The 26,015-nt window shown below is 63.0% G+C and carries 26 protein-coding genes; 22 read left to right on the top strand and 4 right to left on the bottom strand.

Annotated elements, in window-relative coordinates:
- Positions 1-111: 111 nt before the first annotated feature.
- Complete coding sequence (arc, locus tag BH682_RS14965; RefSeq protein ID WP_003944870.1) at positions 112-1,887, top strand: proteasome ATPase; 1,776 nt, start codon at positions 112-114, stop codon at positions 1,885-1,887.
- Positions 1,888-2,005: 118 nt separating this feature from the next.
- Positions 2,006-2,683 (top strand): TIGR00266 family protein, encoded by a 678-nt coding sequence (locus BH682_RS14960; RefSeq protein ID WP_003944961.1) that lies wholly within the window; start codon positions 2,006-2,008, stop codon positions 2,681-2,683.
- 35 nt (positions 2,684-2,718) lie between these two features.
- Here BH682_RS14960 and BH682_RS14955 read toward each other — a convergent pair whose 3' ends face one another.
- Positions 2,719-3,276, bottom strand: a complete 558-nt coding sequence (locus BH682_RS14955) for an NUDIX hydrolase (RefSeq protein WP_075833234.1) — start codon at positions 3,274-3,276, stop codon at positions 2,719-2,721.
- 58 nt (positions 3,277-3,334) lie between these two features.
- Between BH682_RS14955 and dop the strand changes: the two genes are divergently transcribed.
- The 4 genes from dop (at position 3,335) to prcA (ending at position 6,816) form a co-directional block, all read left to right on the top strand.
- Positions 3,335-4,834, top strand: coding sequence for a depupylase/deamidase Dop (dop, locus tag BH682_RS14950; RefSeq protein ID WP_003944852.1), 1,500 nt, complete (start codon positions 3,335-3,337; stop codon positions 4,832-4,834).
- A gap of 148 nt (positions 4,835-4,982) precedes the next feature.
- Positions 4,983-5,177: a ubiquitin-like protein Pup gene (locus BH682_RS14945; protein ID WP_003944925.1), complete on the top strand. Its 195-nt coding sequence runs from the start codon at positions 4,983-4,985 to the stop codon at positions 5,175-5,177.
- On the top strand, positions 5,174-6,052 hold the full coding sequence (prcB, locus tag BH682_RS14940) for a proteasome subunit beta (protein WP_030536341.1): 879 nt from the start codon (positions 5,174-5,176) through the stop codon (positions 6,050-6,052). Before BH682_RS14945 ends, prcB begins: the two co-directional genes overlap by 4 nt.
- Complete coding sequence (gene prcA / locus BH682_RS14935; RefSeq protein ID WP_075833232.1) at positions 6,049-6,816, top strand: proteasome subunit alpha; 768 nt, start codon at positions 6,049-6,051, stop codon at positions 6,814-6,816. The genes prcB and prcA overlap by 4 nt, the downstream gene beginning before the upstream one ends.
- A gap of 37 nt (positions 6,817-6,853) precedes the next feature.
- On the opposite strand, the gene BH682_RS14930 is transcribed toward prcA, so the two are convergent.
- Positions 6,854-8,272 (bottom strand): bifunctional phosphatase PAP2/diacylglycerol kinase family protein, encoded by a 1,419-nt coding sequence (locus BH682_RS14930; RefSeq protein WP_190287614.1) that lies wholly within the window; start codon positions 8,270-8,272, stop codon positions 6,854-6,856.
- 144 nt (positions 8,273-8,416) lie between these two features.
- Between BH682_RS14930 and pafA the strand changes: the two genes are divergently transcribed.
- The 7 genes from pafA to BH682_RS14895 all read left to right on the top strand — a co-directional run bounded on the left by pafA (position 8,417) and on the right by BH682_RS14895 (position 16,965).
- Positions 8,417-9,775, top strand: coding sequence for a Pup--protein ligase (pafA, locus tag BH682_RS14925; protein WP_007729869.1), 1,359 nt, complete (start codon positions 8,417-8,419; stop codon positions 9,773-9,775).
- 110 nt (positions 9,776-9,885) lie between these two features.
- On the top strand, positions 9,886-10,896 hold the full coding sequence (locus BH682_RS14920; protein ID WP_075833228.1) for a helix-turn-helix transcriptional regulator: 1,011 nt from the start codon (positions 9,886-9,888) through the stop codon (positions 10,894-10,896).
- Positions 10,896-11,873, top strand: a complete 978-nt coding sequence (locus BH682_RS14915) for a helix-turn-helix transcriptional regulator (RefSeq protein ID WP_030536343.1) — start codon at positions 10,896-10,898, stop codon at positions 11,871-11,873. Before BH682_RS14920 ends, BH682_RS14915 begins: the two co-directional genes overlap by 1 nt.
- 134 nt (positions 11,874-12,007) lie before the next feature.
- Entirely contained in the window at positions 12,008-12,283 is a 276-nt protein-coding gene (tatA, locus tag BH682_RS14910) for a Sec-independent protein translocase subunit TatA (RefSeq protein WP_003944836.1), read from the top strand.
- A gap of 73 nt (positions 12,284-12,356) precedes the next feature.
- Positions 12,357-13,385, top strand: a complete 1,029-nt coding sequence (gene tatC, locus BH682_RS14905) for a twin-arginine translocase subunit TatC (RefSeq protein ID WP_003945030.1) — start codon at positions 12,357-12,359, stop codon at positions 13,383-13,385.
- 48 nt (positions 13,386-13,433) lie between these two features.
- Positions 13,434-16,145 carry a DEAD/DEAH box helicase gene (locus BH682_RS14900; RefSeq protein ID WP_003944907.1) on the top strand — a complete coding sequence of 904 codons (2,712 nt, stop codon included), beginning with the start codon at positions 13,434-13,436 and terminating at the stop codon, positions 16,143-16,145.
- Positions 16,146-16,197: 52 nt separating this feature from the next.
- A complete protein-coding gene (locus BH682_RS14895) occupies positions 16,198-16,965 on the top strand; it encodes a DUF4333 domain-containing protein (RefSeq protein WP_075833226.1) in 768 nt (255 codons plus the stop codon).
- Between the two features lie 4 nt (positions 16,966-16,969).
- On the opposite strand, the gene BH682_RS14890 is transcribed toward BH682_RS14895, so the two are convergent.
- A complete protein-coding gene (locus tag BH682_RS14890; RefSeq protein ID WP_075835286.1) occupies positions 16,970-17,935 on the bottom strand; it encodes a 5'-3' exonuclease in 966 nt (321 codons plus the stop codon).
- 37 nt (positions 17,936-17,972) lie between these two features.
- Here BH682_RS14890 and BH682_RS14885 point away from each other — a divergent pair, with 37 nt between their 5' ends.
- A complete protein-coding gene (locus BH682_RS14885; RefSeq protein ID WP_047270523.1) occupies positions 17,973-19,109 on the top strand; it encodes a M24 family metallopeptidase in 1,137 nt (378 codons plus the stop codon).
- Here BH682_RS14885 and BH682_RS14880 read toward each other — a convergent pair whose 3' ends face one another.
- Entirely contained in the window at positions 19,110-19,535 is a 426-nt protein-coding gene (locus BH682_RS14880) for a PPOX class F420-dependent oxidoreductase (protein WP_007729859.1), read from the bottom strand. It lies immediately after the preceding gene.
- Between the two features lie 30 nt (positions 19,536-19,565).
- Here BH682_RS14880 and BH682_RS14875 point away from each other — a divergent pair, with 30 nt between their 5' ends.
- The 8 genes from BH682_RS14875 to BH682_RS14840 all read left to right on the top strand — a co-directional run bounded on the left by BH682_RS14875 (position 19,566) and on the right by BH682_RS14840 (position 25,875).
- Positions 19,566-20,327, top strand: coding sequence for an SDR family NAD(P)-dependent oxidoreductase (locus tag BH682_RS14875; protein ID WP_075833224.1), 762 nt, complete (start codon positions 19,566-19,568; stop codon positions 20,325-20,327).
- Positions 20,324-21,607, top strand: coding sequence for a precorrin-6y C5,15-methyltransferase (decarboxylating) subunit CbiE (cbiE, locus tag BH682_RS14870; RefSeq protein WP_075833222.1), 1,284 nt, complete (start codon positions 20,324-20,326; stop codon positions 21,605-21,607). Before BH682_RS14875 ends, cbiE begins: the two co-directional genes overlap by 4 nt.
- Positions 21,604-22,353 (top strand): precorrin-4 C(11)-methyltransferase, encoded by a 750-nt coding sequence (gene cobM, locus BH682_RS14865; protein WP_003944967.1) that lies wholly within the window; start codon positions 21,604-21,606, stop codon positions 22,351-22,353. Before cbiE ends, cobM begins: the two co-directional genes overlap by 4 nt.
- Positions 22,350-23,123, top strand: a complete 774-nt coding sequence (locus tag BH682_RS14860; protein ID WP_037126390.1) for a cobalt-precorrin-6A reductase — start codon at positions 22,350-22,352, stop codon at positions 23,121-23,123. The genes cobM and BH682_RS14860 overlap by 4 nt, the downstream gene beginning before the upstream one ends.
- 166 nt (positions 23,124-23,289) lie before the next feature.
- Positions 23,290-24,189: a HAMP domain-containing protein gene (locus BH682_RS14855; protein WP_225320034.1), complete on the top strand. Its 900-nt coding sequence runs from the start codon at positions 23,290-23,292 to the stop codon at positions 24,187-24,189.
- A 159-nt stretch (positions 24,190-24,348) separates the two neighbouring features.
- Positions 24,349-24,990, top strand: a complete 642-nt coding sequence (locus tag BH682_RS14850; protein WP_075833220.1) for a ScbR family autoregulator-binding transcription factor — start codon at positions 24,349-24,351, stop codon at positions 24,988-24,990.
- A gap of 10 nt (positions 24,991-25,000) precedes the next feature.
- Positions 25,001-25,360, top strand: coding sequence for a VOC family protein (locus BH682_RS14845; RefSeq protein ID WP_075833218.1), 360 nt, complete (start codon positions 25,001-25,003; stop codon positions 25,358-25,360).
- The gene (locus tag BH682_RS14840) at positions 25,360-25,875 is read left to right on the top strand and encodes a DUF1990 family protein (RefSeq protein WP_083954671.1); all 516 of its coding nucleotides are present in this window, start codon (positions 25,360-25,362) and stop codon (positions 25,873-25,875) included. Before BH682_RS14845 ends, BH682_RS14840 begins: the two co-directional genes overlap by 1 nt.
- Positions 25,876-26,015 lie beyond the last annotated feature (140 nt).

Raw genomic sequence — 26,015 nt, 5'->3', positions numbered from 1 at the left:
CAGTCGGCACGGTCCGCGCGCAAGTGTGAATTCGCACTCGCGCACCGTGTCTGGCGACAGTTGGGGCCTTATGCCGGTAGCGTTGATGGATCGCACTGGGAGGAGACGCACATGAGCTCGACAGAGAACCCGGATTCGGTTGCGGCAGCAGAAGAACTCCACGCGCTACGAGTGGAAGCACAAGTACTGCGCCGACAACTTGCACAATCGCCGGAGCAGGTGCGTGAGCTGGAGTCGAAGGTGGACTCGTTGTCCATCCGAAACAGCAAGTTGATGGACACCCTCAAAGAGGCCCGTCAGCAGCTCATCGCGCTTCGTGAAGAAGTCGACAGACTCGGTCAACCGCCGAGCGGTTACGGAGTCCTTCTCTCGGTACACGAGGACAAGACCGTCGACGTGTTCACGTCGGGTCGCAAGATGCGGTTGACGTGCTCACCGAACATCGACACGGACACCCTCGCCCTCGGGCAGACGGTTCGCCTCAACGAGGCACTCACCATCGTCGAGGCCGGCACCTACGAGCAGGTCGGTGAGATCAGCACGCTCCGTGAGGTACTCGACGACGGCTTGCGCGCACTGGTGGTCGGCCATGCCGACGAAGAGCGCATCGTCTGGCTCGCAGCGCCGTTGGCAGCCGTCTTCGCCGACCCCGAAGCCGACATCATCGCGTACGACGCCGATTCTCCGACCAGGAAACTGCGTCCGGGCGACTCGTTGCTCGTCGACACCAAGGCCGGGTACGCCTTCGAGCGCATCCCGAAGGCCGAGGTCGAAGATCTTGTTCTCGAAGAAGTTCCGGACGTTCACTACGACGACATCGGTGGTCTCGGGCGTCAGATCGAACAGATCCGTGATGCCGTCGAACTCCCGTTCCTCCACAAGGATCTGTTCCACGAGTACTCACTGAGGCCGCCGAAGGGTGTACTGCTCTACGGTCCGCCTGGTTGCGGCAAGACGCTCATCGCCAAGGCCGTCGCCAACTCGTTGGCCAAGAAGATCGCCGAAGCCCGCGGTCAGGACAGCAAGGACGCCAAGTCCTACTTCCTGAACATCAAGGGCCCGGAACTTCTGAACAAGTTCGTCGGCGAAACCGAGCGTCACATCCGGATGATCTTCCAGCGTGCTCGTGAGAAGGCGTCCGAGGGCACTCCGGTGATCGTCTTCTTCGACGAGATGGACTCGATCTTCCGTACCCGTGGTTCGGGAGTCTCCTCCGACGTGGAGACAACGGTCGTTCCGCAGCTGCTCAGCGAGATCGACGGTGTGGAAGGGCTCGAGAACGTCATCGTCATCGGCGCTTCCAACCGTGAGGACATGATCGACCCGGCCATCCTGCGTCCCGGCCGACTGGACGTGAAGATCAAGATCGAGCGCCCCGACGCGGAATCCGCTCAGGACATCTTCTCGAAGTACCTGGTGGACGGTCTGCCGATCAATGCAGACGACCTCGCCGAGTTCGGTGGAGATCGCACTGCATGCTTGAAGGCGATGATCGTTCGCGTCGTCGATCGCATGTACGCGGAGAGCGAAGAGAATCGTTTCCTCGAGGTCACGTACGCCAACGGCGACAAGGAAGTTCTGTTCTTCAAGGACTTCAACTCGGGGGCGATGATCCAGAACATCGTCGACCGCGCCAAGAAGTACGCGATCAAGTCTGTGCTCGACACCGGTGCTCCGGGCTTGCGTGTGCAGCACCTCTTCGATTCCATCGTCGACGAGTTCGCCGAGAACGAGGATCTGCCCAACACCACCAATCCTGATGACTGGGCACGTATTTCGGGCAAGAAGGGTGAGCGGATCGTCTACATCCGCACTCTCGTCACGGGCAAGAACGCCAGTGCGAGCCGCGCGATCGACACGGAGTCGAACACGGGCCAGTACCTGTAACGAAACGAACATCGATCGGGCCGGCCACTCCGCGAGAGTTGTCGGCCCGATCTCTGCGTCGCTGCCGTTGACTTCGTTGCGATTGGACCGGTCGGTCGCGCTGGTTTAGAGTCCCGCCGTGCAGATACATCTTCGACACAATCCGTCGTCCACAGTCGCTCGCTGCTACCTCGCGCCCGGCGAACCGCTGCGCGTGGAGAGCGGGGCGATGCTCGCGCATTCTGCCGGCGTAGTTCTCGAAGCGAAGGCGCAGGGCGGCGTCCTGCAGGGACTCAAGCGGTCGATGCTGAGCGGCGAATCATTTTTCGTCACGACGTATACCGCTCCGCCGCAAGGTGGTTGGGTCGACGTGACTGGTGTGCTTCCCGGAGATCTGATCCCGCTGACCATCACCTCTGATCGCCCGTTCTTCCTCAACCGTGGAACCTGGTTGGCCAACTCCTACGGTGTGACGGTCGAGTCCAAGTGGGGCGGCATGTCCAACCTCTTCGGCGGTGAAGGAGGCTTCGGCCTGCGGGCAAGTGGCGACGGTGAAGTAGTGCTGGCCGTCTACGGCGCGATCGACGTCATCGACTTGCAGCCAGGCGAGACAGTCACGATCGATACCGGTCACGTGGTCGCCTACGACCTCGGCATGAATTTCAACATGCGGCGCGCCGTTCAGGGGCGCACCATTCAGTCGATGAAGTCCGGTGAAGGATTTGTCTTCGACTTCACCGGACCCGGTCGCGTTCTCGCGCAGACCCGCAACCCCAGCGCGTTCGCTGCGTGGCTCTCGGCGATCACCCCGGGCTGATCACAGGTCCCACCAGTGTTCAGTCCCAGCGGTGTTCAGCTCCAGCAATAGTCGGCCAGCAGCGCGCGTGAGTCCGGAACGAACGGCCACGACGGGTCCTGCAGGTGGGCGCCGAGTTCTTTCGGCGTCCACCACCAACCTTCGGCGATCTCGCTGGGCTGATGTGCCATCGGCCCGTCGTATCTGAGTTCGAACGCAAACAGGTGACAGCGCAACGGAGAGTTGTTCCACTCGCCGTCCCAGGATTTTCGAGCGATCTCCGTCAGTCGGAGTGGCTGGTCTGCCGTTCCGAAGATTCCGAGTTCTTCACCGACTTCACGGATCGCAGTTTCCTGCGGCGTCTCACCTGGATCGACGACACCTCCGGCCAGACAGTCGTGATAGCCCCCGAACACCGCTTTCGTGTCGGTTCGGCGATGGACGTAGATGCGGGAGCCGTCCCCGGTACGAACCAGGACGCCCGCACTCGCGTGCCAGAGCGCACCCGAGTAGACGACGGAACGTGGTGCTCGGCCGATCGGATTACCCGTCCGGTCGTACACGGCGACTACCTCGTCCGCGGGATTCAGGTCTGCGGTGAGAGGTTGGTGCATTCCTCCAACTGTGCCACGCCTGTGGGTGCCGCGCCGCAATCACATAGGCTCTTGTGTCATGCAGCGGATCATCGGTGTCGAGGTCGAATACGGAATATCTTCACCCAGTGAGCCGTCGGCGAATCCGATTCTCACTTCAACCCAGGCGGTGCTTGCCTACGCCGCCGCAGCGGGCGTGCCACGGGCCAAGCGCACACGCTGGGATTACGAGGTCGAATCTCCGCTGCGAGATGCCCGAGGCTTCGATCTGGGGCGAATGAGCGGTCCCGCGCCGGTGATCGACGCGGACGAGATCGGCGCCGCGAACATGATTCTCACCAACGGGGCACGGTTGTACGTCGACCACGCACATCCGGAGTATTCGGCGCCCGAGGTCGCCGACCCGCTCGACGCCGTGATCTGGGACAAGGCCGGCGAACGCGTCATGGAAGCGGCTGCGCGGCACGCATCCAGCGTGCCGGGTGCGCCTCGGCTCCAGCTGTACAAGAACAACGTCGACGGCAAGGGCGCCTCGTACGGCACGCACGAGAACTACCTCTGCTCACGTGAGACCCCGTTCGCCTCGATCGTGACAGGATTGACGCCGTTTTTCGCGTCCCGGCAGGTGATCTGCGGTTCCGGTCGTGTGGGTCTCGGTCAGTCCGGCGACGAGGCCGGATTCCAGCTTTCGCAGCGATCCGACTACATCGAGGTCGAAGTAGGCCTCGAGACCACTCTCAAGCGCGGAATCATCAACACCCGCGACGAACCGCACGCGGATGCGGACAAGTATCGCCGCCTGCACGTCATCATCGGTGACGCGAACCTCGCGGAGATGTCGACGTACCTCAAGGTTGGAACAACGGCGCTGGTACTCGACCTGATCGAGGCAGGTGTCGACCTCACCGATCTGCAACTGGCGCGTCCGGTCACGGCCGTCCACCACATCAGTCACGACCCCACTCTGCGCAAGACCGTTGCGCTGGCCGACGGACGTGAACTGACAGGGCTTGCGCTGCAACGCATTTACCTCGAACGTGTCTCGAAGTTCCTCGACCGTGAGACCGATCGTGATCCGCGAGCGGACGATATCGTCGCCAAGTGGGCGATGGTTCTCGATCTCCTCGAGCGCGATCCCATGGAGTGCGCGAACATCCTCGACTGGCCGGCCAAACTGCGTCTGCTCGAAGGGTTCCGCAATCGTGAGGGACTCGCGTGGTCGGCGCCGCGATTGCATCTGGTGGATCTGCAGTACTCCGACGTGCGACTCGACAAGGGCCTGTACAACCGCCTGGTTGCTCGCGGCTCCATGGAGCGGCTTGTCACCGAACAGCAGGTTCTCGACGCGGTCACGAACCCTCCCACCGACACTCGCGCATACTTCCGGGGCGAGTGCCTACGCCGATTCGGGGCCGATATCGCGGCCGCGAGCTGGGATTCGGTCATCTTCGATCTCGGCGGTGAATCGTTGATCCGTATCCCCACCCTCGAGCCGCTTCGAGGTACCAAAGCGCACGTCGGAGCGTTGCTCGACTCCGTGGACAGCGCCGCGGAACTGGTTGATCAGCTCACTCACTGAAATCAGCCGATGCGGCTCGCCGTCGCGTCTCTCCACACCTGACGGTGCCGCTCGGTAGGGTGAAGGTCCGAGCGGGATCAGTTACCGACTCTGCTGGGCCGAACAGGATGCTCGCGAGAGCTCCCTTCACACAAGGAGGTCGACGGCGATGGCTCAAGAACAGACGCAGCGTGCCGGTGGCGGCGAAGACGACGAAACCACTGGTGGCGACGGCAGTGCCGGCCAGGAACGTCGCGAGAAGCTCGCTGCAGAAACCGACGACCTGCTCGACGAGATCGACGACGTGTTGGAAGAGAACGCCGAGGACTTCGTCCGTGCCTACGTCCAGAAGGGCGGCCAGTGACGGTGGATCGCGCGCCCCGGATCACAGACGGGGACACACGGTTGAGCTTCGGCTCGAATCTGTCGTCATTCTCGGAATACCTTCGGGTGCATGCACCGGAGCATCTTCCGCAGAACCGCTTCGCCGACACAGGAGGTGTTGTCATGGGCGGGGGAGACGTAGCTCCGCACGGCACCACCATCGTCGCGATCAGCTATGCGGGTGGTGTTCTGCTCGCGGGTGATCGCCGAGCGACGATGGGCAATCTCATCGCCAGCCGTGACGTGCAGAAGGTGTACGTCACGGACGACTACTCGGCTGCGGGTATTGCCGGTACGGCCGGGATCGCAATCGAACTGGTCCGGCTCTTCGCGGTCGAGCTCGAACATTACGAGAAGATCGAAGGCGTCCCACTCACGTTCGACGGCAAGGCCAATCGACTTTCGTCGATGGTTCGAGGAAATCTCGGAGCAGCGATGCAAGGTTTGGCGGTTGTGCCACTGCTCGTGGGTTACGACCTGGACGCGGTCGATCCGTCCACCGCCGGTCGCATCGTCTCCTACGACGTCGTCGGTGGGCGATACGAGGAGCGCGCGGGCTATCACGCAGTCGGATCCGGCTCCCTGTTCGCGAAATCGGCGCTCAAGAAGCTGTATTCACCGGGAATCGACGAGGACACCGCGCTTCGGTTCGCCGTCGAGGCGCTCTACGACGCGGCAGATGACGATTCGGCTACCGGTGGTCCTGATCTGACACGAGGGATCTATCCGACGGCGGTCACCATCACCTCGGCCGGCGCTGTGGAGTTGTCGCCCAGCAGGGCTGCCGAGATCGCCCGGGAGATCGTCGCGGCTCGCACGGCGACCGCGAGTCCGGAAGGGGAGTCTGCGCTATGACGATGCCGTACTACGCATCAGCCGAACAGATCATGCGCGATCGTTCGGAATTGGCGCGCAAGGGAATTGCCCGCGGGCGCAGCGTCGTCGTTCTCACCTACTGCGACGGAGTGCTCTTTGTCGCCGAGAATCCGTCGCGTGCTCTGCACAAGGTCAGCGAACTGTACGACCGTCTCGGATTCGCGGCAGTGGGCAAGTACAACGAGTTCGAGAATCTGCGCCGCGCGGGCATCGTCCACGCAGACATGCGTGGGTACTCGTACGACCGTCGGGACGTCACCGGGCGTTCGCTCGCCAATGCGTACGCACAAACCCTGGGAACGATCTTCACCGAGCAGCCCAAGCCGTACGAGGTCGAGATCTGTGTTGCCGAGATCGGTCGCTTCGGAAGCAGTACGCCGGCTCAGCTCTACCGGATCACGTACGACGGATCCATCGCGGACGAGCAGGAATTCGTGGTCATGGGCGGCACGACCGAACCGATCGTGACGGCGATGCGCGAGTCGTACCAGCGAGACCTCGACCTCGAATCCGCAGTGCGGATTGCAGTCGGGGCGCTCCAAAAGGGCGGCCCGGCACCGGCCGGAACCACTGAGGCGGAACCACGAACTCTCGATGTGAGTGCACTCGAGGTTGCCGTACTCGACAGCAATCGTCCACGCCGTGCGTTCAAACGGATCGCTGGAACGGTTTTGGAAGAGATGCTTCCAGCTCCGGCAGCAGTCGAGGATGCGCCGCCGGCAAACGGCGACGCACCCTCGTAGATACTCCGTAGGTCTGGGAGTTACTGCAGGTCTGGAGTTACTGAGTGACTCGGTAGACGGCCACCGCGCCCGGTTCGGTGTCGAAATCGAACCGGCGCGCGTCTGCCACCACTTCACCGTCGGTGGCGATGGCTACGGGTGAATCGGCGACTCGGACCGACATCGACGAGACGAGTTCGCGAACGTAGACCCGCGAGCTGCCCAATGTTCCTGTGGCAGCCGCAAACAGCAGACGTGAGCGCGAGAATTTCTTGTCCGCGCGCAGATAGCGGACGTCGAGTAGTCCACGGTTCATCTCCGGACGCGACATCGGCACCTGATCGGCGGGGGAGTATCGCCCGTTTCCGACGAACAGCATCCAGATTGTGGTCCGCTTCCCGTCGATGGTGACCGTCATCGGCTCCGCCGCTGCGAGAACCCGGATCATCGCGGCTCCTGCGGCCGGCCACTTACCGAAACGCGGTTCCCATTTTTCCCTTAGGCGCACAGCATCCGGGTATCCACCGAGGCTGGCTGTGTTGAGAAACCGTGCAGTCACTCCGGAATCCGTGCGCACCACCGCGTGGTCGACGAATGCCGCCTGACCGGACTCGACTGCGTGTGCGGTCTCCTCGACATTCACCGCCCCGACGTCGCGGGCGAAATGGTTCAATGTTCCGCCGGGAAAAACCGCAAGTGGTAGCTCGTGCTTTGTCGCCGCGGTCGCGACCGTGACCACTGTTCCGTCGCCGCCGCATACACCCAACGCTCTCGGCGAGAGCTCGGGGATCTTGGCATCGATCTGCATGTCGAAGTCGATGTCCGCGTCGAACTCGTAGACGATCGCTTCCGGTAGTAGTTCTCGAATCGATTCCACGATCCCGTCGTCCTCGGAGCCTGAACCAGGATTGGTGAAGACCAACAAGCCTTCTCCGCGCGGGAGCGCGGGAACCACGCACTCGGGTCCGAGTTCGGCGGGTTCTTCGTCGCGCACCGCCCACCAACGACGCGTGCCGGCAGCGATAGCACCGCCGACCGCGAGGCCTGCGAAGACGTCGGACGGCCAGTGGACTCCGTTATGAACGCGTGAGTACGCCACTGCTGCGGCCAGTGGTGCGAGAGCAGCTCCAGCAACCGGGGACTCCATGGCCACTGCCGCGGTGAATGCCGCGGCCGAAGACGAATGTCCGGAGGGGAACGAGGACGACGTCGGAATGTCGACGCCTCGCTTCGGGCTCAGCCAGACGCGTGCCGGTGGGCGTCGGCGTGGAAAGAGGGGCTTGAGTATGCCGTTGGCCAGCGCGCTGGAACCGGCCAGTGCGAGCAGCCCGCGTGCTGCTGCCCTACGGGGCCGCCCGCCGATCATCGCGAGCAAGGCGGCGACAACCATCCACAAAACGCCGTGATCGGCGGCTCTGGAGAGAAACCGCATGGTCGGGTCGAGCACGGAAGGGCGCAGTGCTCCAGTGCTTTCCATGACTTTGACGTCGCTTCGGACAACTTTTCGGCGAATAAGGCTCACACCGTCACACTATGCTGCCGCCCGACGTTGTCGAGTCGTGACTTACGACGCGATCGAAGTACACGGGTGAACCTCGCATTCTGGTTGTACTGTCGAAGTGTGCAGAGACGAATCATGGGTATCGAGACGGAATTCGGCGTTACCTGCACCTTTCACGGGCACAGGAGACTGAGCCCCGACGAGGTTGCTCGTTACCTCTTCCGTCGTGTCGTGTCGTGGGGTCGCAGCTCCAACGTCTTCCTCCGTAACGGAGCTCGCTTGTACCTGGATGTGGGTTCGCACCCGGAGTACGCGACGGCCGAGTGCGACAGCCTCATCCAGCTGGTCAATCACGACCGTGCCGGTGAGCGTGTGCTCGAAGAACTGCTGATCGACGCCGAGGCGAGACTCGCCGAGGAGGGTATTGGTGGCGACATCTATCTCTTCAAGAACAACACCGACTCGGCCGGAAACTCGTACGGCTGCCACGAGAACTTTCTCGTCGCGCGCGCCGGTGAGTTCTCCCGCATTTCGGATGTCTTGTTGCCGTTCCTCGTCACGCGCCAGTTGATCTGCGGCGCCGGAAAGGTACTGCAGACTCCGAAGGCCGCGACGTTCTGCCTCTCGCAGCGCGCGGAACACATCTGGGAGGGCGTCTCGTCGGCTACCACTCGCTCGCGTCCGATCATCAACACCCGCGACGAACCGCACGCGGACGCCGAGAAGTACCGCCGCCTGCACGTGATCGTCGGCGATTCGAACATGGCCGAAACGACGACGATGCTCAAGGTCGGTTCTGCCGCACTGGTGCTCGAGATGATCGAAGCCGGGGTGTCGTTCCGCGATTTCGCGCTGGACAACCCGATTCGTGCCATCCGCGAGGTCAGTCACGACGTGACCGGTAAAAAGCCGGTTCGCCTTGCTGGTGGACGTCAGGCCAGTGCCCTCGATATTCAACGCGAATACCACGCCAAGGCAGTCGAACATCTGCGTAACCGCGAACCGGACCCGCAGGTGGAGCAGGTAGTCGACCTGTGGGGTCGCACCCTCGACGCCGTCGAAGCTCAGGATTTTGCGAAGGTCGACACGGAGATCGACTGGGTCATCAAGCGCAAGCTGTTCCAGCGCTACCAGGACCGTCACGGTTTCGACCTGTCCGATCCCAAGATCGCGCAGCTCGACTTGGCGTACCACGACATCAAACGCGGCCGGGGTGTCTTCGACGTTCTCCAGCGCAAGGGCTTGGTCAAGCGGGTCACCGAGGACGAAACGATCGACGACGCCGTCGAGAATCCGCCGCAGACCACGCGCGCCAAATTGCGGGGCGACTTCATCACCGCAGCCCAGGCAGCAGGCCGGGACTTCACAGTCGACTGGGTTCACCTCAAGCTCAACGATCAGGCGCAGAGAACGGTGCTGTGCAAGGACCCGTTCCGCTCCGTCGACGAGCGTGTCGAGCGTTTGATCGCTTCGATGTAGGTCACTCAATTTCGAGATGTACAAGACGGCAGGTCTGTTTTGCGGCGACGCGCCGGGCACGAAAGTGTCCGGCGCGCGTTCGGTTATCGGATAGCCACTAGGATTTCGGCGTGGCGACATCAAAAATCGAGCGGTTGATGAACCTGGTGATCGCATTGCTGTCCACCAGACAGTTCCTCACGGCGGAGAAAATCCGTGACAGTGTGGCCGGGTACAACGATTCCGCGAACTACGAAGCGTTCAGTCGGATGTTCGAGCGCGACAAGAACGAACTTCGTGACCTGGGTGTCCCGTTGGAAACCGGTCTGGCAGGACGGTTCTCGACCGTCGAGGGGTATCGGATCAATCGCGATGCCTACGAGCTTCCGGACGTGGACCTCACCAGCGAGGAATCTGCTGCAGTCGCCGTCGCGGTGCAGTTGTGGGAGTCGCCGGAACTGATTTCGGCAGCCCAGAGTGCACTACTCAAACTCCGAGCGGCCGGCGTCCAGGTCGACTCAGAAGTCAGTGCCGCCCCGGTCACCGCGATTCCCGCGCGCACCCGCGGTTCGGAGCCCGCGCTCGGCAAGCTTCTTGCAGCGGTCGACGCCGGCCGAGCAGTTCATTTTCAGCACCGCGGCGCATTGAACGAACCGTTCACCGAGCGCACCGTCGAGCCGTGGGGCGTCGTCACGCACAACGGCAAGTGGTACCTGGTCGGGCACGACGTCGACCGTGATGCGGTGAGGACCTTCCGGCTCTCACGGATCGGTGACGACGTCAGGGAGTTCGGCCCGGCCGGTTCGGTTCACAAACCTGAAGGTGTCGACCTTCGCGAGGTCGTCGATCGCGTGACCGGTGCGGGCGTCGTGACCGGGACGGCTACGGTGTGGGTCGCAGACGGCCGCGCCCATGAGCTTCGGCGGCTTGCGACGTCGTCGTCCGAACGGCGGTTGACCGATCGCGACGGCAGCGTGCTGGCCATCCCCGTCCGATCCTGGGAATGGACCGCTCGGTTGATCGCCGGTCACGGGTTGGACGCATTGGTGCTGGACCCACCGGATTTGCGTGCTGAGGTCGTCGCGAAGCTGCGCGCCGCCGCGGCGAGCCCGATCACCGGCAATGGACAGGGGGACCACTGATGAGCAATCGACTGTCGTCGCGGTTGGCACGGCTGCTCAACCTCGTGCCGTACTTCATCGCAAATCCTGGCATCAGTCCCGCCGAGGCCGCCGAGGAGCTCGGTGTCAGCACCACTCAACTGATGACCGACCTCAATCAACTGTGGGTGTGCGGACTGCCCGGTTACGGTCCCGGTGATCTCATCGACCTGTCCTTCTCCGAGGAAAGTATCGAGGTCACGTTCTCGGCCGGGATCGATCGCCCGTTGCGCCTCACCTCGACGGAGGCGACGGCGTTGCTGATCGCCCTGCGGTCCTTGGTGGAAATGCCCGGCATGGTCGATCCGTCCTCGGCGCAGCGTGCCATCGCGAAGATCGAGGACGCAGCAGGCTCGGCCGCGGCACGAGCCATCGGTCAGGACCGGGACACATCGCCGGCGCCGGACATCGCCGAAGACCCGATAGCAGCGACGGTCAGAGCCGCGCTCGCAGACAAGACCGCCCTGCGATTGACGTATTACTCGGCCTCGCGCGACGCGGTCTCCGAGCGCATCGTCGACCCCGTTCGTATCGTGTTGGTCGACAACTACAGCTACCTCCAGGCGTGGTGCCGTCAAGCCGAGGGCGTGCGGTTGTTCAGATTCGATCGGATCGACGCCGCCGTCCAACTCGACGAGCCCGCCGACCCGCCGCCGCAGGCCCTCGAGGAGGATTCGAATCTCGAATTGTTCAGCGGCGACGGTTCCCTTCCGGAAGCGCGGTTGTTCATCACCAAAGAGTGGGTGTGGATGCTCGACTACTACCCGTTGGACGTCGAGCACGTGAACGACGACGGGTCGGTCGAGGCGACGATGAGTTTCGGAACACTTGAATGGATGGCAAGGCTGGTGTTGGGATTCGGTGAGGGCGTTCGGGTCCTTCATCCGCCGGAACTGGTCTCCGAAGTCCATGATCGAGCCGTTGCGGCGCTCGACGCCTATGACGTAATCGGTTCGTAAAACTTCGGGAAACTTCACGTTCAGTGAGTTCGCAGGAAACAAACAGGTAAAAGGTAGCTGAAGTAAGTGCTTTGGCACCTCCGAGCGCCGGTTGTGTCCGGTAGCATCGAGGAATCTGATCATGGGAGGTCGTTATGGGTGCAATGCAGCCGATGCATTGGCTGATTGTCGCTGTTGTCGTCGTAATTCTGTTCGGGTCGAAGAAGCTTCCCGATGCAGCACGCGGTCTGGGTCGTTCCCTCCGCATCTTCAAGAGCGAAGTCAAGGAAATGCAGAACGACGATGCGGCGCCCGCAAGCGCGCCGGTCGCACAGCCTGCTCCGGCACAGTTGCCGACGGCCAACACCGCGGTGGTCGCAAACGGTGCAGCAGCACCTGTTGCGCAGCCGACCGAAGTCAAGCCGCTCTAGTACACACTGCGTTCTAGCCGGGGTGAAATATTCGTTCACCCCGGTTGTCTGCTGACCAAGACCAGGATGCACAGTGCGTATTCCGTTAGACCCGCGTAACCGCAAGCGGAAGGTCAACCCAGACGGCACCATGTCGTTGGTCGACCACCTGTACGAATTGCGGACTCGTTTGTTGTTCGCATTCCTCGGCGTGATCATCACCACGGCGTTCGGCTTCTTCTGGTATTCACACTCGATACTCGGTCTCGAAAGTCTGGGCGATCTGCTTCGCGGACCGTACTGTGAGCTTCCGTCCGAGAGTCGCGCCAACCTCAGCACCGACGACGCGTGCCGATTGCTGGCGACCGGGCCGTTCGAGCAGTTCATGCTGCGATTCAAAGTGGCGCTCACCGCCGGCATCGTTCTTGCCTGCCCGGTGTGGCTTTACCAATTGTGGGCATTCATCACCCCGGGCCTCTACGCCAAAGAGCGTCGCTACGCGGTCGGATTCGTCACCGCAGGTGCCGCTCTCTTCATTCTCGGCGCAATCCTGGCGTACCTCGTCGTGGCGAAGGCTTTGCACTTCCTCCTGACCATCGGTGACAACGTCCAGATCACCGCGCTCAGTGGTTCGGAGTACTTCGGCTTCATCATCAATCTGCTGCTCATCTTCGGCGTCAGCTTCGAAATTCCACTGCTCGTCGTCGTGTTGAACTTTGCCGGCATTCTGACGTACGAGCGTTTGAAGGCCTGGCGTCGAGGATTGATCTTCGGGCTCTTCGTATTCGCTGCAGTTGCCACGCCAGGGTCGGATCCGTTCTCGATGTTGGCGCTCGCGCTGGCTCTGACGCTTCTCTTCGAGGTCGCGGTCCAGATCGCTCGCCTCAACGATAAACGTAAGGCCAAGCGAGCCGGTGAAGACTGGGGCGCACTGTCCGACGAGGAAGCTTCCTCCATCTCGGCTCCGTCCGATCTGAACGAGGCTTTCGACAATCCGACCAAACCCAAGGCCGAATCGAGTGGATTGTTCGGACGTAAGTCCAAGTCCAAGGCTCCGGTCGCGGAGAAATCCGACACCGCCGGCGACAACGCGCCCGGCCAGGATTTCACTGACACTCTCTGAGCGCCGTGCCACCACGTCGGCGGCGTGTGAAACCCTGACGAGGTGGTTATGAACAAGAGTGAACTGAGCACGTTCGCGTCCAGCCTGAAGTTCGAACTCGATCCATTCCAGGTGAAGGCATGCGTTGCGCTCGAAGCGGGCCACGGCGTCCTTGTCTGCGCGCCGACCGGTGCAGGCAAGACCGTGGTCGGCGAGTTCGCTGTCCACCTGGCTCTGGCGGCGGGCCGCAAGTGTTTCTACACGACGCCGATCAAAGCGTTGAGCAATCAGAAGTACGCCGAACTCGTCGAGCGGTACGGCCCCGGCGAAGTCGGTCTGCTGACGGGTGATTCGAGTATCAACTCCGACGCACCGGTGGTCGTCATGACCACCGAAGTCCTGCGGAACATGCTCTACGCCAACTCCGAGGCACTGCGCGGGCTTTCGCACGTCGTCATGGACGAAGTGCATTACCTGGCCGACCGGTTCCGTGGGGCGGTGTGGGAGGAAGTGATCCTGCACTTGTCCGAGGACGTACGCCTGGTGAGTTTGTCGGCGACCGTGAGCAATGCCGAAGAATTCGGTGCCTGGATGGAAACCGTCCGCGGCGACACCACTGTGGTCGTGGACGAGACTCGGCCGATCCCGCTGTGGCAGCACATCATGGTCGGTAGGCGAATCTTCGATCTCTTCGACAGTCGTAGTCATCCTGCTGCCGGGCCGAAGACCGTGCTCGTCGATCAGGATCTGGTTCGCCACGTCAAGCAGCGTCAGGCTCTCGAACGCGTCGAGAGCTGGCAGCCGCGTGGCCGCGGACGACGCGGCAGCTACCAGAGTTCCAACGATTTCCGGCCCTTGCCACGACCTGACGTCATCGCTCAGCTCGATCAGTCCGGACTGCTCCCGGCCATCACTTTCATCTTCAGCCGCGCCGGTTGTGATGCGGCTCTTGCACAGTGCCTGCGGTCCAGACTGGATCTCACTTCGCCGGAGCAGGTCCGCGAGATCGACACCATCATCGAGAAACACACCGGGGAACTACCCGAAGAGGATCTCGAAGTTCTCGGATATCGGGACTGGTGCAAGGCACTACGACGCGGACTGGCATCTCACCATGCCGGCATGCTGCCGGCATTCCGCCAGACAGTCGAGGAACTGTTCGTCAAGGGTCTCGTGCGGGCGGTCTTCGCGACCGAGACGCTGGCCCTCGGCATCAACATGCCGGCACGCACGGTGGTGCTCGAACGTCTGGTCAAGTACAACGGTGAATCGCACGCCGAACTGACGCCGGGGGAGTACACGCAGCTGACGGGTCGGGCCGGCCGACGCGGCATCGACGTCGAAGGCCACGCTGTGGTCCTGTGGCAGCCCGGGGTCGAGCCGACGGATGTCGCCGGCTTGGCGTCGACACGGACGTTCCCGCTCCGCAGTTCGTTCCGCCCCTCGTACAACATGTCGATCAATCTCGTCGAGCGCATGGGCGCGGCGGATTCACGGAAGCTGCTCGAACGTTCCTTCGCGCAGTTCCAAGCGGATCGCTCGGTGGTCGGCCTGGTGCGTGGCATCGAGCGGAACGAAGAAGCACTGAAGGGTTTGCAGGAGAAACTCGGCGGTGCGGACGGCGAATACTTCGAATACGCGTCGTTGCGTGAGCGGCTCAGTGCGCGCGAGCGCGCGCTCGAACGTAAGGGCCGCGAAGACCGACGCGGAGATGCGGTGGAGTCCCTTCGTGCACTCGCCCGCGGTGACGTGATCGCAATTCCCATCGGTCGTCATTCCGGGGTGGCGGTGGTCCTCGTCCCGGACAACGATCCGAAGGACCCGCGTCCGCTGGTTCTGACGGCCGATCAGTGGGCCGGCCGACTCTCCTCGGGTGATTTCCCGGAAGCAGCCGACGTTCTGGGAAAGATGCGACTGCCCAAGCATGTCGATCACCACACCGCCCGGATCCGGCGCGATCTGGCCTCGGCGTTGCGTAGTACCGGGATCAGTGCCCCCCGGCGAAAGAAGCGCCACAAGGCCGGCGCGTCCGAAGATGCCGAGGTCGCTACTTTGCGACGTGCTATTCGCTCGCATCCGTGCCACAGCTGGCCCGATCGTGAACATCTGAGCCGGATCGGTGAGCGCTACAACCGGCTGGCCAGGGAAACGCAGTCGATGAGGGAAAAGGCTGCGGCCACCACCAACTCGTTGGCGCGGACGTTCGACCGCATCATTGCGCTACTCAAAGAGCGTGAGTACATGACTGCCGAAGCAGCGCCCGAAGTCACCGAATCCGGACGACGACTCAGCCGCATCTACTCGGAAAGCGACCTTCTGGTCGCCGAATGCCTGCGGACTGGGGCGTGGACAGGTCTCAGCCCGGCCGAGTTGGCGGCCGTCGTGTCCTCGGTGGTCTACGAATCACGTCGGGACGGGGACACCGTGGATCGAGTGCCGACAGCGGCGCTTCGTCACGCCCTCAACGACACTCAACGATTGTGGAGCGAACTGCGGTCGGACGAGATTCGCCACAAGCTGCCGCCGACGCGGGAACCGGATCTCGGATTCGTCACTGCCGTTTATCACTGGGCGAGCGAAAACTCGCTTGTCGACGCACTGATCGCGGCCGGAGTGCAGGGTCGTGCGCTGTCTGCGGGTGATTTTGTACGTTGGTGTCGTCAGGTGATCGATCTCCTCGATCAGGTCCGCCTGACTTCGACGGATGCCGACGTCGCGAAGACTGCGGCGCGGGCGGTAGCTGCAATTCGTCGCGGGGTAGTTGCTGTCGACGCAGCATGACCGCAACTATGTGGTTTGATTCGCAGACTGGTATTTCGAGTGGGAGGCGAACATGAGCGGGCCTTACGGACCGAACGATCCGAATCGGCAATGGGGTCCTGGTGATCAGCAGCAGCCGAACGAGCAGCAGTGGGGGCAGAATCCTCAGCAGCCGGGCGGACAACAGCAGCCTGGTCAGCAGCCCGGCCAGCAACAGCCGTGGGGACAACCTGCCTACGGCCAGCCGGGTGGTCAGCCTGCGTACGGTCAGCCGCAGCAGCCTGGACAAGGACAACCCGGCCAGCAACAGCCGTGGGGACAACCCCAGCAACAACCTCCCGCACAGCCGTGGGGTCAGCCCGGGCAACAGCAGTCACCTGACGCAACCCAGGCGTGGGGTCATCCTCCGGCTGCCGCACCGCAGCAGGCGTGGGGCGCCACGGCCCCCGGGCAGACTCCGGGACAGCAGAACCAGTGGAACCAGGCTCAGCCGTTCCCGAGTCCCGGTGCGCCCGGAAACCAGTCGGGTAAGTCGAAGAAGCCCCTGATCTTCGGTGCGATCGGCGTTCTCGTCGTTCTTGCCGCTGTCGTGGTGGCCCTGGTGTTCGGAGTCTTCGGCAAGAACACACTCGATCAGAGCGCGGCTCAGGCCGGCGTCGAGAAGATCGTCACCGAGTCCTACGGGGCGAAGAACGTGAGCAACGTTCAGTGCCCCGCGGACCAGGAAGTCAAGTCAGGCAACAAGTTCACCTGCACGCTTTCGATCGCGGGTGTGAAGTCGAACGTGACCGTGACGTTTGTCGACGACAACGGCACGTACGAGGTCAGCCGCCCGAGCTGACGCCCTATTGGTTGGAACGGCCTGCCGCCGCAGCCTCGAGCGCGGCGGCAAGCCGGCCGGCCGAGCGCTCGATGTTCAGCGAGGCCGCCACTTCCTCGAGGCGTGCGGGATCGACGGGGGTCGCCGGGAGTCGGTCGTCCTTCGAGAACTGAACGTCCGCGTCGCGAACCACTCGTACGACCGGCAACGCAGCATCAAGGTAAGCCATTGCCTCAGGTGAGGTCAGTTTTGCGCGAATCCCCTTGGCCATATCCGATTCAGGATCAGCTGCGGCCGCCCGAAGTCCGGCCAACGAGCCGTAACGGAGCATCAGTGTCGACGCAGTCTTCTCACCGACACCCTTGATGCCGGGTAGACCGTCGGAGGCGTCTCCGCGCAGTACCGCGAGTTCGGCGTAAGCCTCGCCCGCACGGTCACCGGGGACTCCGTATTTCTCCGCAACCTCGACCGGTCCGAAGAGTTCCGCCTTGGACAGGCCACGGCCCACGTACAGGACACGGACGGGCACGTACTCGTCGGTGACGACCTGCAGTAGGTCTCGGTCACCACTGACGACGACGGTGAGATCTTCGCGCTCGGTGGCGGCAAGCGTTCCCAGTACGTCGTCGGCTTCGAGTCCGACTGCACCCGCCGTCGCGATACCCGCTGCAGCGAGCACGTCCATGATCATGTCGACCTGAGGCGTCAACGTGTCCGGAACTTCTTCGGACGCACCGTCAGAGCCTTCCTCGACGCGATGCGCTTTGTACGTCGGGACTGCATCGACGCGGAACTGCGGTCGCCAGTCCAAGTCCAGGCACACGGCGAGACGACTCGGCTGGTGTTTGGTGATCAGGGAAGCAACCATGTCGGTGAAACCGCGCACGGCGTTGACAGGTCTTCCGTCGGGATCGACGAATGACTCGGGCAGCGCGTAGAACGCACGAAACCACAGGCTGGCACCGTCGAGGAGAAGCAATGGCCCACTCATGGTCACCATCCTGCCAGTCGGCACTAACCTGTAAGCCATGACGTCTCCAGCCGAACAGGATTCCCGATTCTCCAGCGCCGTGTACGGCGCACGTATCGCTCGCGCCGCGGAGTTGGCTCGATCAGCAGGACTCGACGGTCTGGTGGTGACTCCAGGTCCGGATCTGCGGTACCTGACGGGTTCTCGGGCTGACTCGTTCGAGCGCTTGACCGCGTTGGTCATCGCCGCGGACACGGCGAAGGCGTCCGTCGTACTTCCTCGGTTGGAGTTGGCGTCGCTGAAGGAATCGGCAGTGGGCGATCTCGGGTTGACCGTCCTCGACTGGGTCGACGGTGTCGACCCGTATGCGATTGTGGCGGCGCAACTCCCGACCGGCGCGAAGGTTGCGGTGACGGATGCGATGCCTGCGCTGCATCTGATCCCGCTCGCAGACACCTTGGGCGCGTTGCCGATTCTCGCCACCGGTGTCTTGCGCGAATTGCGGATGGTCAAGGACGGCGCCGAGATCGAGGCATTGCGGCGAGCCGGTGCGGCCATCGACCGTGTTCACGCCCGCATGGCCGAGTTCTTGGTCGTCGGACGTACGGAAGCTGAAGTAGGCGAAGCGATTTCGGTGGCGATTCTCGAAGAGGGGCATACCGAGGCCGCGTTCGTGATTGTCGGTTCGGGCCCGCACGGCGCCGATCCTCATCACGAGGTTTCGGACCGGGTGATCGAGAGCGGCGATATCGTGGTCATCGACATCGGCGGACCGGTCGAGCCCGGATACAACTCGGACTCCACTCGCACGTACAGCATGGGGCAGCCTTCCGCGGAGGTTGCCGCACAGTTCGCGGTACTCGAGGCGGCGCAGCAGGCTGCGGTCGATTCGGTGCGGCCAGGAGTCTCCGCAGAATCCGTGGACGTTGCAGCCCGCGAAGTGCTTGCCGCACAAGGGCTTGCAGAGGTATTCGTTCACCGCACCGGTCACGGTATCGGGCTGTCCGTGCACGAGGAGCCGTACATCGTCGAGGGCAACACCATCGAACTCGTCGAAGGTATGGCCTTCAGCATCGAACCGGGAATCTACTTCCGCGGCAGTTGGGGTGCCCGTATCGAGGACATCGTCGTCGTGACCGCCGACGGTTGCGAGTCGTTCAACAACCGTCCGCACGGCCTGACTGTCCTCGCCTGATCAGCTTTTCTTGAACGCAGCGGACCCGAGTATGCGTGTGACGTCGATTTCGATGACCACGCGCGCGGGATTGACCCGTGGCTGGCGGTACCGCTCGGCATAGCGCCGAACGGCGTCGGCCACGGAGTCCGCGTCGGTGAGCACGCGTGCCGGCCCCTCGAGCGTGAGCCAACGGCCACCGTCGACCGAACTGACGGCGGCGTATCCGCCACGCGCTGCGTTGATCGCCTTCTGTGAGCCACCGCTGGTGATCACGCGCGCCTTTCCGGCTTCCTGGTCCCAGGTGAACCCGACGGCAACGACGTGTGGGGTGCCGTTCGGACGCAACGTCGTGAGTGTCGCGAGGTGGTATTCACCGACGAACTTCAGCCCGTCTTCGGTGAGAGTCTGCTGTGACGATGGCGTGGTGGAGGGGGTGAGCGTCATGCCACGACGGTAATCCAGGACACTGGAGCGGTGACTGCGGGTGCGAACGTGAATGACATCGAGACGGTACTGCTCCTCGGCGGACGAAGTGAGATCGGCCTCGAGATCGCGGTCAGGCTCGCGCCGGGCCGCAACATCGTTCTGGCTGCCAGACGCAGCGGAGAGCTGTCGGAGCAGGAGCAGATGCTCAAAAACGCCGGCGCTGTCGACGTCTCCACCGTCGAGTTCGACGCCGACGCCGTGGACACTCACGGAGAGCTCCTGGGCGCCGTCGTCGCCGAGCACGGCCGGATTTCGATTGCAGTGCTGGCCTTCGGAATTCTCGGCGATCAGGCGCGTGCCGAAACCGACTCGGCGCACGCGGTCGCGGTGGTGCACACCGACTACGTGGCACAGGTCAGCATCCTCACCCACCTCGCAGAGATCATGCGCCGACAGGGAACCGGAAAGATCGTGGTGTTCTCGTCCGTCGCCGGCGTCCGGGTTCGCCGCGCCAACTACGTCTACGGGAGCGCAAAGGCCGGCTTGGACGGTTTTGCCAGCGGTCTCGGCGACGCGCTGCACGGTTCGGGCGTCCAGTTGATGCTGGTACGGCCAGGGTTCGTCATCGGGAAGATGACCGAGGGAATGTCGCCTGCCCCGATGTCGAGCACTCCGTCGCAGGTCGCCGACGCCGTCGTACGGGGACTGAAATCCGGGGCGACGCGTGTGTGGGTTCCGCGAATTCTGCAGCCGGTGTTCTTCGTCATGCGGCTTCTGCCTCAGACGATCTGGCGCCGGATGCCGCGATGACCACACACCCGGTGGTGATCGTCGGCATCGGCGCCGACGGCTGGGACGGGCTGTCCGAGAGCGCAAAGGGCGCAATCCTCGGTGCGGAGGTCCTGATGGGGTCGCCGCGCCAATTGGACTTGGTCACGGCGACACATCTCGGGGCACGGCGTGCGCCCACCAGGCTGACCTGGCCGTCTCCGATGATTCCGGCGTTGCCGTCGATGTTCGCCGGGAACGCGGACCGCAGAGTATGCGTGCTCGCCAGCGGTGACCCGATGTTCCACGGTCTCGGTGTCACATTGGTCAGGCTGCTCGGCGCGGACAACGTGCGAGTGATCTCCCACCCGTCGTCGGCGGCGTTGGCGAGCGCGCGAATGGGATGGGCATCGGCCGAGATCGACGTCGTGAGCCTGGTCAACCGAGACTCGGCGACAGTATTGGCTTCCGTGACTGACGGTGCGCGACTGCTGGTGTTGAGCAACGGGCGCTCGACACCGGGGGAGGTGGCACGTCTGTTGTCCGGCGCGGGCTTCGGTCGATCGATCGTGACCGTGCTGGCCCAGCTGGGCGGGGCCGGGGAATCGCGGACCGTCACGGTCGCAGACGAGTGGGATCACGCGGACGAGGACGTGGACGCGTTGAACGTTCTGGCCGTCGAGTGCATCGCGGCCGATCCTCTCTTGCGGCTGACTCGAATCCCGGGGCTACCGGATGCTGCTTTTGTCGGCGACGGTCAGATGACGAAGCAGGAGATCCGTGCGTTGACGTTGTGCGCGCTTGCCCCGGCGCCGGGAGAACACCTCTGGGACGTGGGCGGTGGGTCGGGAACCGTCGCCATCGAGTGGATGCGAACTCACCCACGTTGCACTGCAACAACATTCGAGAAGGTGGCGAGCCGCGTGTCGCAGATCGGTGCCAATGCACTCAATCTCGGCGTGCCCGCGTTGAACGTGAAAGGGGCCGCGCCGGAGGCGTTTGCGGACGAAACTCGACGTCCCGATGCGGTGTTCGTCGGCGGCGGCGTCACGCAACCGGGAATGCTCGAAGCGTGCTGGGAGCAGTTGAGCGTGGGTGGTCGTCTGGTCGCGAACGCCGTGACCGCCGAGTCCGAATCGTTGCTGCTCGGCTGGATGAGTCGCCATGGTGGGACGCTTCGACGCTTTCAGGTGCAGCGCGCCGAGCCGTTGGGAACGTTCAACGTTTGGCGACCGCAACTTCCGGTGGTCCAATGGTCCGTCACAAAACGTCAGCCGTCTGCAGGCGCAGACACAGATACGCCGGAGGAATCCACACAATGACCGTTCATTTCATCGGTGCGGGTCCCGGTGCGGCAGATTTGATCACTGTCCGCGCGCAACGGATCATCGCTGCGAGCCCTGTGTGCTTGTACGCAGGCAGCCTTGTTCCAGCGGAGTTGCTCGAGTGGTGCCCGGTCGGAGCTCAGGTCGTGGACACTGCTCGGCTGAGCCTGGACGAGATCACCGCGATTCTTGTCGAAGCGGATTCCGCTGGGCTGGACGTCGCGCGTTTGCATTCCGGTGATCCGTCGATCTTCAGTGCAGTGGCAGAGCAAGCTCGTCGCCTGGACGCCGCAGGAGTCGATTTCGACATGATTCCCGGTGTTCCTGCATTTACCGCGGCTGCAGCCGCGCTGGGGCGCGAGCTGACTGTCCCAGGCGTCTCGCAGACCATTGTTCTCACCCGAGTCTCCACCTTGTCGACGGCGATGCCGGAGGGCGAGGATCTGCGGTCCCTCGGCCGCAGCGGCGCGACGATGGTGATTCACCTCGGCGCTCATCGCATCGAACAGATCGCATCCGAGTTGGCCGACAATTACGGCGAGGACTGCCCGGTCGCGGTGGTCGCCTTCGCCTCACGGCCCGAGGAGATCGTTGTTCGAGGCACTTTGAAGACGATCGTCGAACTTGTTCATGCGGCCGGCATCACGAAGACGGCCGTCGTGATCGTCGGCCGAGTGTTGACTGCGGAGGGGTTTCCGGACAGCTACCTCTACTCGGCAGCGCGCGAGAGAAGCACACACTGACCTCGACAGGTACTCGTCGCCGCGTACTCCTGCTCGGCGGCACAGGCGAAGGTCGAGTGATCGCTTCTCGCTTGGCCGGTTCAGCCGACCTCGAGGTTGTCACATCGCTGGCCGGCCGGGTTCGTGATCCTCGATGGCCGGAGGGGGAAGTGCGTATCGGCGGGTTCGGGGGAGCCGAAGGGCTGTCGGAGTGGTTGTCGGCCAATGATATTCGTGCAGTGCTCGACGCCACGCATCCGTTTGCCGCTCGCATCACCCAGAATGCGTTCGAAGCGTGCCTTGCGAATTCCGTGCCGTACGCCATGTACCGACGCCCGCCCTGGCGCGAGCAACTCGGTGACACTTGGCTTCCGGCACACGATCTCGATCACGCCGCAGAGTTGGTGCCGACGGTCGGCTCACGCGCTTTTCTGACGATCGGGAGGCAAGGAGTTTCGGCGTTCGACCGCGTGAAGAGCGTCTCGTTTCTCGTGCGCTCGATCGATCCGCCTTCGGGGACATTGCCGCCTCACTCGCAATTGCTGCTCGCACGTGGTCCATTCGACATCGAAGCGGAGGTCGATCTGATGCGAACTCACAGCATCGACGTCGTGATCACCAAGAACAGTGGCGGCGAGCAGACGTACGCAAAGATCGCCGCAGCCAGGCAATTGTCGATCCCGGTGATCGTCGTCGAACGACCACCGATCCCGGCGACCGTCCCGGCATTCGATACCGAAGCCGAGGCGATGGACTGGCTCACGGCTTTCGGTCGTGGAACGGCGCTGTGAGGCCGACATCGCGTTCGCTTCAGGTTCGTCTAAGGTTCCGTGACCATACTGGAGGGATGTTGGGATTTTTCGACGCCGCACTGCGGGACCGCGCATGAGAGTGTCGGTTCCCGGAATGAGCCGTCGAAAACCATCGGGAATTCACGTGCGGACGCTCCATGCTCGCGTGAAATTGCTGACTGCAGGCCTGGTGGCGATCGCGGTGATCGTGTCGGCGTCGGCGGTGTACATAGTGTTCAACGCGTATTTGCAAGGCAACGTCGATCGACAACTCGAGCGCACGAGTGACGCGATCACCGACACCGTCAATTTCGGCGGTGTCACACCGGTTCTGGGATTGACGGCCGGCGCGGATACAGCGGTCATCCAGGCGGTGGGGCTTCTTACTGCCGACGGCGCCTTGGTGACGGCGACTCCCGGTCTGCCGCCGTTCAGCACGAGCGCAGACGCCATCAGGTCGATCGCAGACGGCAATTCGTCGCAGACAATCGCGACGGTTGATGCGTATCGAATTCTTGTCGAGCCCTCGGTTGCGGGCCAGACTTTGGTTGTCGCGCAATCCCTGGGGCCGACGCGTTCGGTACTCAAGCGACTGGCAGTGGTGTTGGCGGCACTCGGGGCGGCCGGAATCGCCCTAGCTTACGCGGCCGGAGATGCTGTGGCACGCACAGGATTACGGCCGATTGCGCGACTTACTGCGGCGACGCGGCGGGTCGCCGAAACGGATGATCTTGCGCCGATCCCGGTGACCGGTGACGACGAGTTGGCGTCGTTGACAGTCAGTTTCAATCGGATGCTCGGGACGTTGTCGGAATCGCGGGCACGCCAGAGAAGTCTGATCACCGAAGCGGGCCAGGACCTTCTGGCTCCTTTGACTGCACTTCGCACCAATATCGAGTTGTTGATGTCTTTCGATACCAAGTCCGGCGCGATTTCCGAGGCGGATGCAACGCAGCTGCGTGAGGAAATCACCGACCAGATGATGGAGTTGACGCTCCTCGTCGGAGAGTTGGTGGACCGTGCGCGGGTTGACGAAAGCACGTTGGGGAGAGGAGATTCCCTCTAAATCGGACGTCTGACCAGCGACTTTGTTGCATTCGTAATTGAAGCAATGGAAGGAGCGCTGGTAATGTGGGGCAATTGTGAAGTTTTTGGGTATAGCTGGAATGTGGCGCGAACCGTGGGGTTTGCTGGGCGGGGGCCTTTGGAGGACGAGAGGGATTCAGTGGTCAAGCAAGCACGCGCCGAGCTGACTCGGCAGCAAATCGTTGCCGGCGCGGCCGCGCAGTTCGAGAAGACTGGTTACGGCAGCACCAGCATGGCCGACATAGTCTCGGGGGCCGGTACTACCAAGGGCGCGTTGTATTTCCATTTCGCGTCGAAGGACGAGCTCGCGCAATTCATCATTGCCGAACAGCATCGGCTCTCGATCGAGTCGGTGCAGGCGATTTCCGCGACGGGCAAGGACCCGTTGGAACAGATGATCATGCTCACGCACGAAATGGCACGCCAGATTGTCGACGAGCCGATCGTTCGCGCGGGCATTCGCCTCACGCTGGAACTGAGCACGTACGAGGGGCCGGTGGAACCGTACGCCGAATGGATCTCGGCAATCACCGATCTCACCGCCAGGGCTCAGGCGGAAGGTGAAATCCGAAAATCGGTCAGTGCAGAATCGTTCGGCAGGTTCATGCCCTCGGCATTCACGGGGGTACAGCTGGTTTCGAACGTTCTCACCCGACGCTCGGATCTTCCGGATCGTGTCGACGAGATGTGGCAGATCGTGCTTCCGGGAATCGTCAGCGACGAACTTTCCGGTGACATCGAGCGCCTCGTCAAGTCGCGGTGGACTCCGGCGGCGGCGTAGCCTGCGGGACATGGCCGTCACGCGGATAGTTTCGGATCTGTCGAGTAGCTCGCTCGAGGCCGCGCAGCGCTTCTACGCCGAAGTGCTGGGCCTCGAAGTTGTCATGGATCACGGGTGGATCGTGACGTTGGCTTCGCCGACGGATCCGTCTTTGCAGATCAGCGTCATGACGCACGACGCTCATGCCCCCGTCGTGCCGGACGTCTCCGTCGAGGTGGATGATCTCGATGCGGCGTACGAGGCCGCGGTGCAGCGCGGCGATACCATCGTCTATCCCGTCACCGAGGAGCCGTGGGGGGTCCGCAGGTTCTTCGCTTCTGACCCGGACGGCCACGTGATCAACATCCTCAGCCACCGACGCGAGCAATGATGGCGTCCCGCCCGGGCGGGCTGACGTACCTCGAGGTGGGCGCAACGTCAGGCGTTCTCCCCGCCGGCTATCACCACGTTCACGAGAGCGCGACGGTCGGATCCGGACGGGAGGATTTCGAGGTTGCCGCTCGAACCGTCGCGAATTGGGGAATGCACCGCGGAGCCGGACTGGCCGTACGGACGGCAGCCCCGATCGCCGTGGCGGGTCAGGATGCGACCTTCGGACTCGGTCCGGTAACTATCCCCGTTCGGATCGTCTATGTCGTAGACGAACCCAATCGCAAGGGCTTCGCGTACGGAACCCGCGCGGGCCACCCCGAATGCGGGGAGGAATTGTTTGTCGTCCAGTTCGACGAGGCCAGCCAAGCGGTTCGTATCGAGATCGTTGCGTTCTCCAAGCCCGGAACGTGGTGGGTGCGTCTCGGCGCTCCGATCGGACGTCGAGTACAGGCGTTTGTCACGCGCCGCTACATCCGTGCCGTCCGCCAGAGCGTCGCCCGATCGCGGGTATGACCGCTGCCGGGCGCGCTGGAAAAATGATTGGACGAGCTTCGGTTCGGGTTGATAGCTTGTGCGAGACCGTGACAACACGCCAGGAGGTGAGACCCATGAACGCTGTAACCATGTGGGTGCTCCCACTCGTGTTCACGGAT

This window comes from Rhodococcus sp. YL-1, from assembly GCF_001942025.1.
GTDB classification, from domain to species: domain Bacteria; phylum Actinomycetota; class Actinomycetes; order Mycobacteriales; family Mycobacteriaceae; genus Rhodococcus_F; species Rhodococcus_F qingshengii.
This window is presented reverse-complemented; position numbering and strand designations above follow the sequence as displayed.

Coding starts and splice junctions, on each gene's coding strand:
- cbiE (WP_075833222.1), top strand. CDS start 20,324: ATGACCACACACCCGGTGGTGATCGTCGGCATCGGCGCCGACGGCTGG.
- BH682_RS14880 (WP_007729859.1), bottom strand. CDS start 19,535: ATGACGCTCACCCCCTCCACCACGCCATCGTCACAGCAGACTCTCACC.
- BH682_RS14885 (WP_047270523.1), top strand. CDS start 17,973: ATGACGTCTCCAGCCGAACAGGATTCCCGATTCTCCAGCGCCGTGTAC.
- cobM (WP_003944967.1), top strand. CDS start 21,604: ATGACCGTTCATTTCATCGGTGCGGGTCCCGGTGCGGCAGATTTGATC.
- BH682_RS14900 (WP_003944907.1), top strand. CDS start 13,434: ATGAACAAGAGTGAACTGAGCACGTTCGCGTCCAGCCTGAAGTTCGAA.
- arc (WP_003944870.1), top strand. CDS start 112: ATGAGCTCGACAGAGAACCCGGATTCGGTTGCGGCAGCAGAAGAACTC.
- BH682_RS14955 (WP_075833234.1), bottom strand. CDS start 3,276: ATGCACCAACCTCTCACCGCAGACCTGAATCCCGCGGACGAGGTAGTC.
- BH682_RS14895 (WP_075833226.1), top strand. CDS start 16,198: ATGAGCGGGCCTTACGGACCGAACGATCCGAATCGGCAATGGGGTCCT.
- BH682_RS14890 (WP_075835286.1), bottom strand. CDS start 17,935: ATGAGTGGGCCATTGCTTCTCCTCGACGGTGCCAGCCTGTGGTTTCGT.
- BH682_RS14845 (WP_075833218.1), top strand. CDS start 25,001: ATGGCCGTCACGCGGATAGTTTCGGATCTGTCGAGTAGCTCGCTCGAG.
- BH682_RS14945 (WP_003944925.1), top strand. CDS start 4,983: ATGGCTCAAGAACAGACGCAGCGTGCCGGTGGCGGCGAAGACGACGAA.
- tatA (WP_003944836.1), top strand. CDS start 12,008: ATGGGTGCAATGCAGCCGATGCATTGGCTGATTGTCGCTGTTGTCGTC.
- BH682_RS14930 (WP_190287614.1), bottom strand. CDS start 8,272: ATGGAAAGCACTGGAGCACTGCGCCCTTCCGTGCTCGACCCGACCATG.
- prcA (WP_075833232.1), top strand. CDS start 6,049: ATGACGATGCCGTACTACGCATCAGCCGAACAGATCATGCGCGATCGT.
- BH682_RS14915 (WP_030536343.1), top strand. CDS start 10,896: ATGAGCAATCGACTGTCGTCGCGGTTGGCACGGCTGCTCAACCTCGTG.
- BH682_RS14840 (WP_083954671.1), top strand. CDS start 25,360: ATGGCGTCCCGCCCGGGCGGGCTGACGTACCTCGAGGTGGGCGCAACG.
- dop (WP_003944852.1), top strand. CDS start 3,335: ATGCAGCGGATCATCGGTGTCGAGGTCGAATACGGAATATCTTCACCC.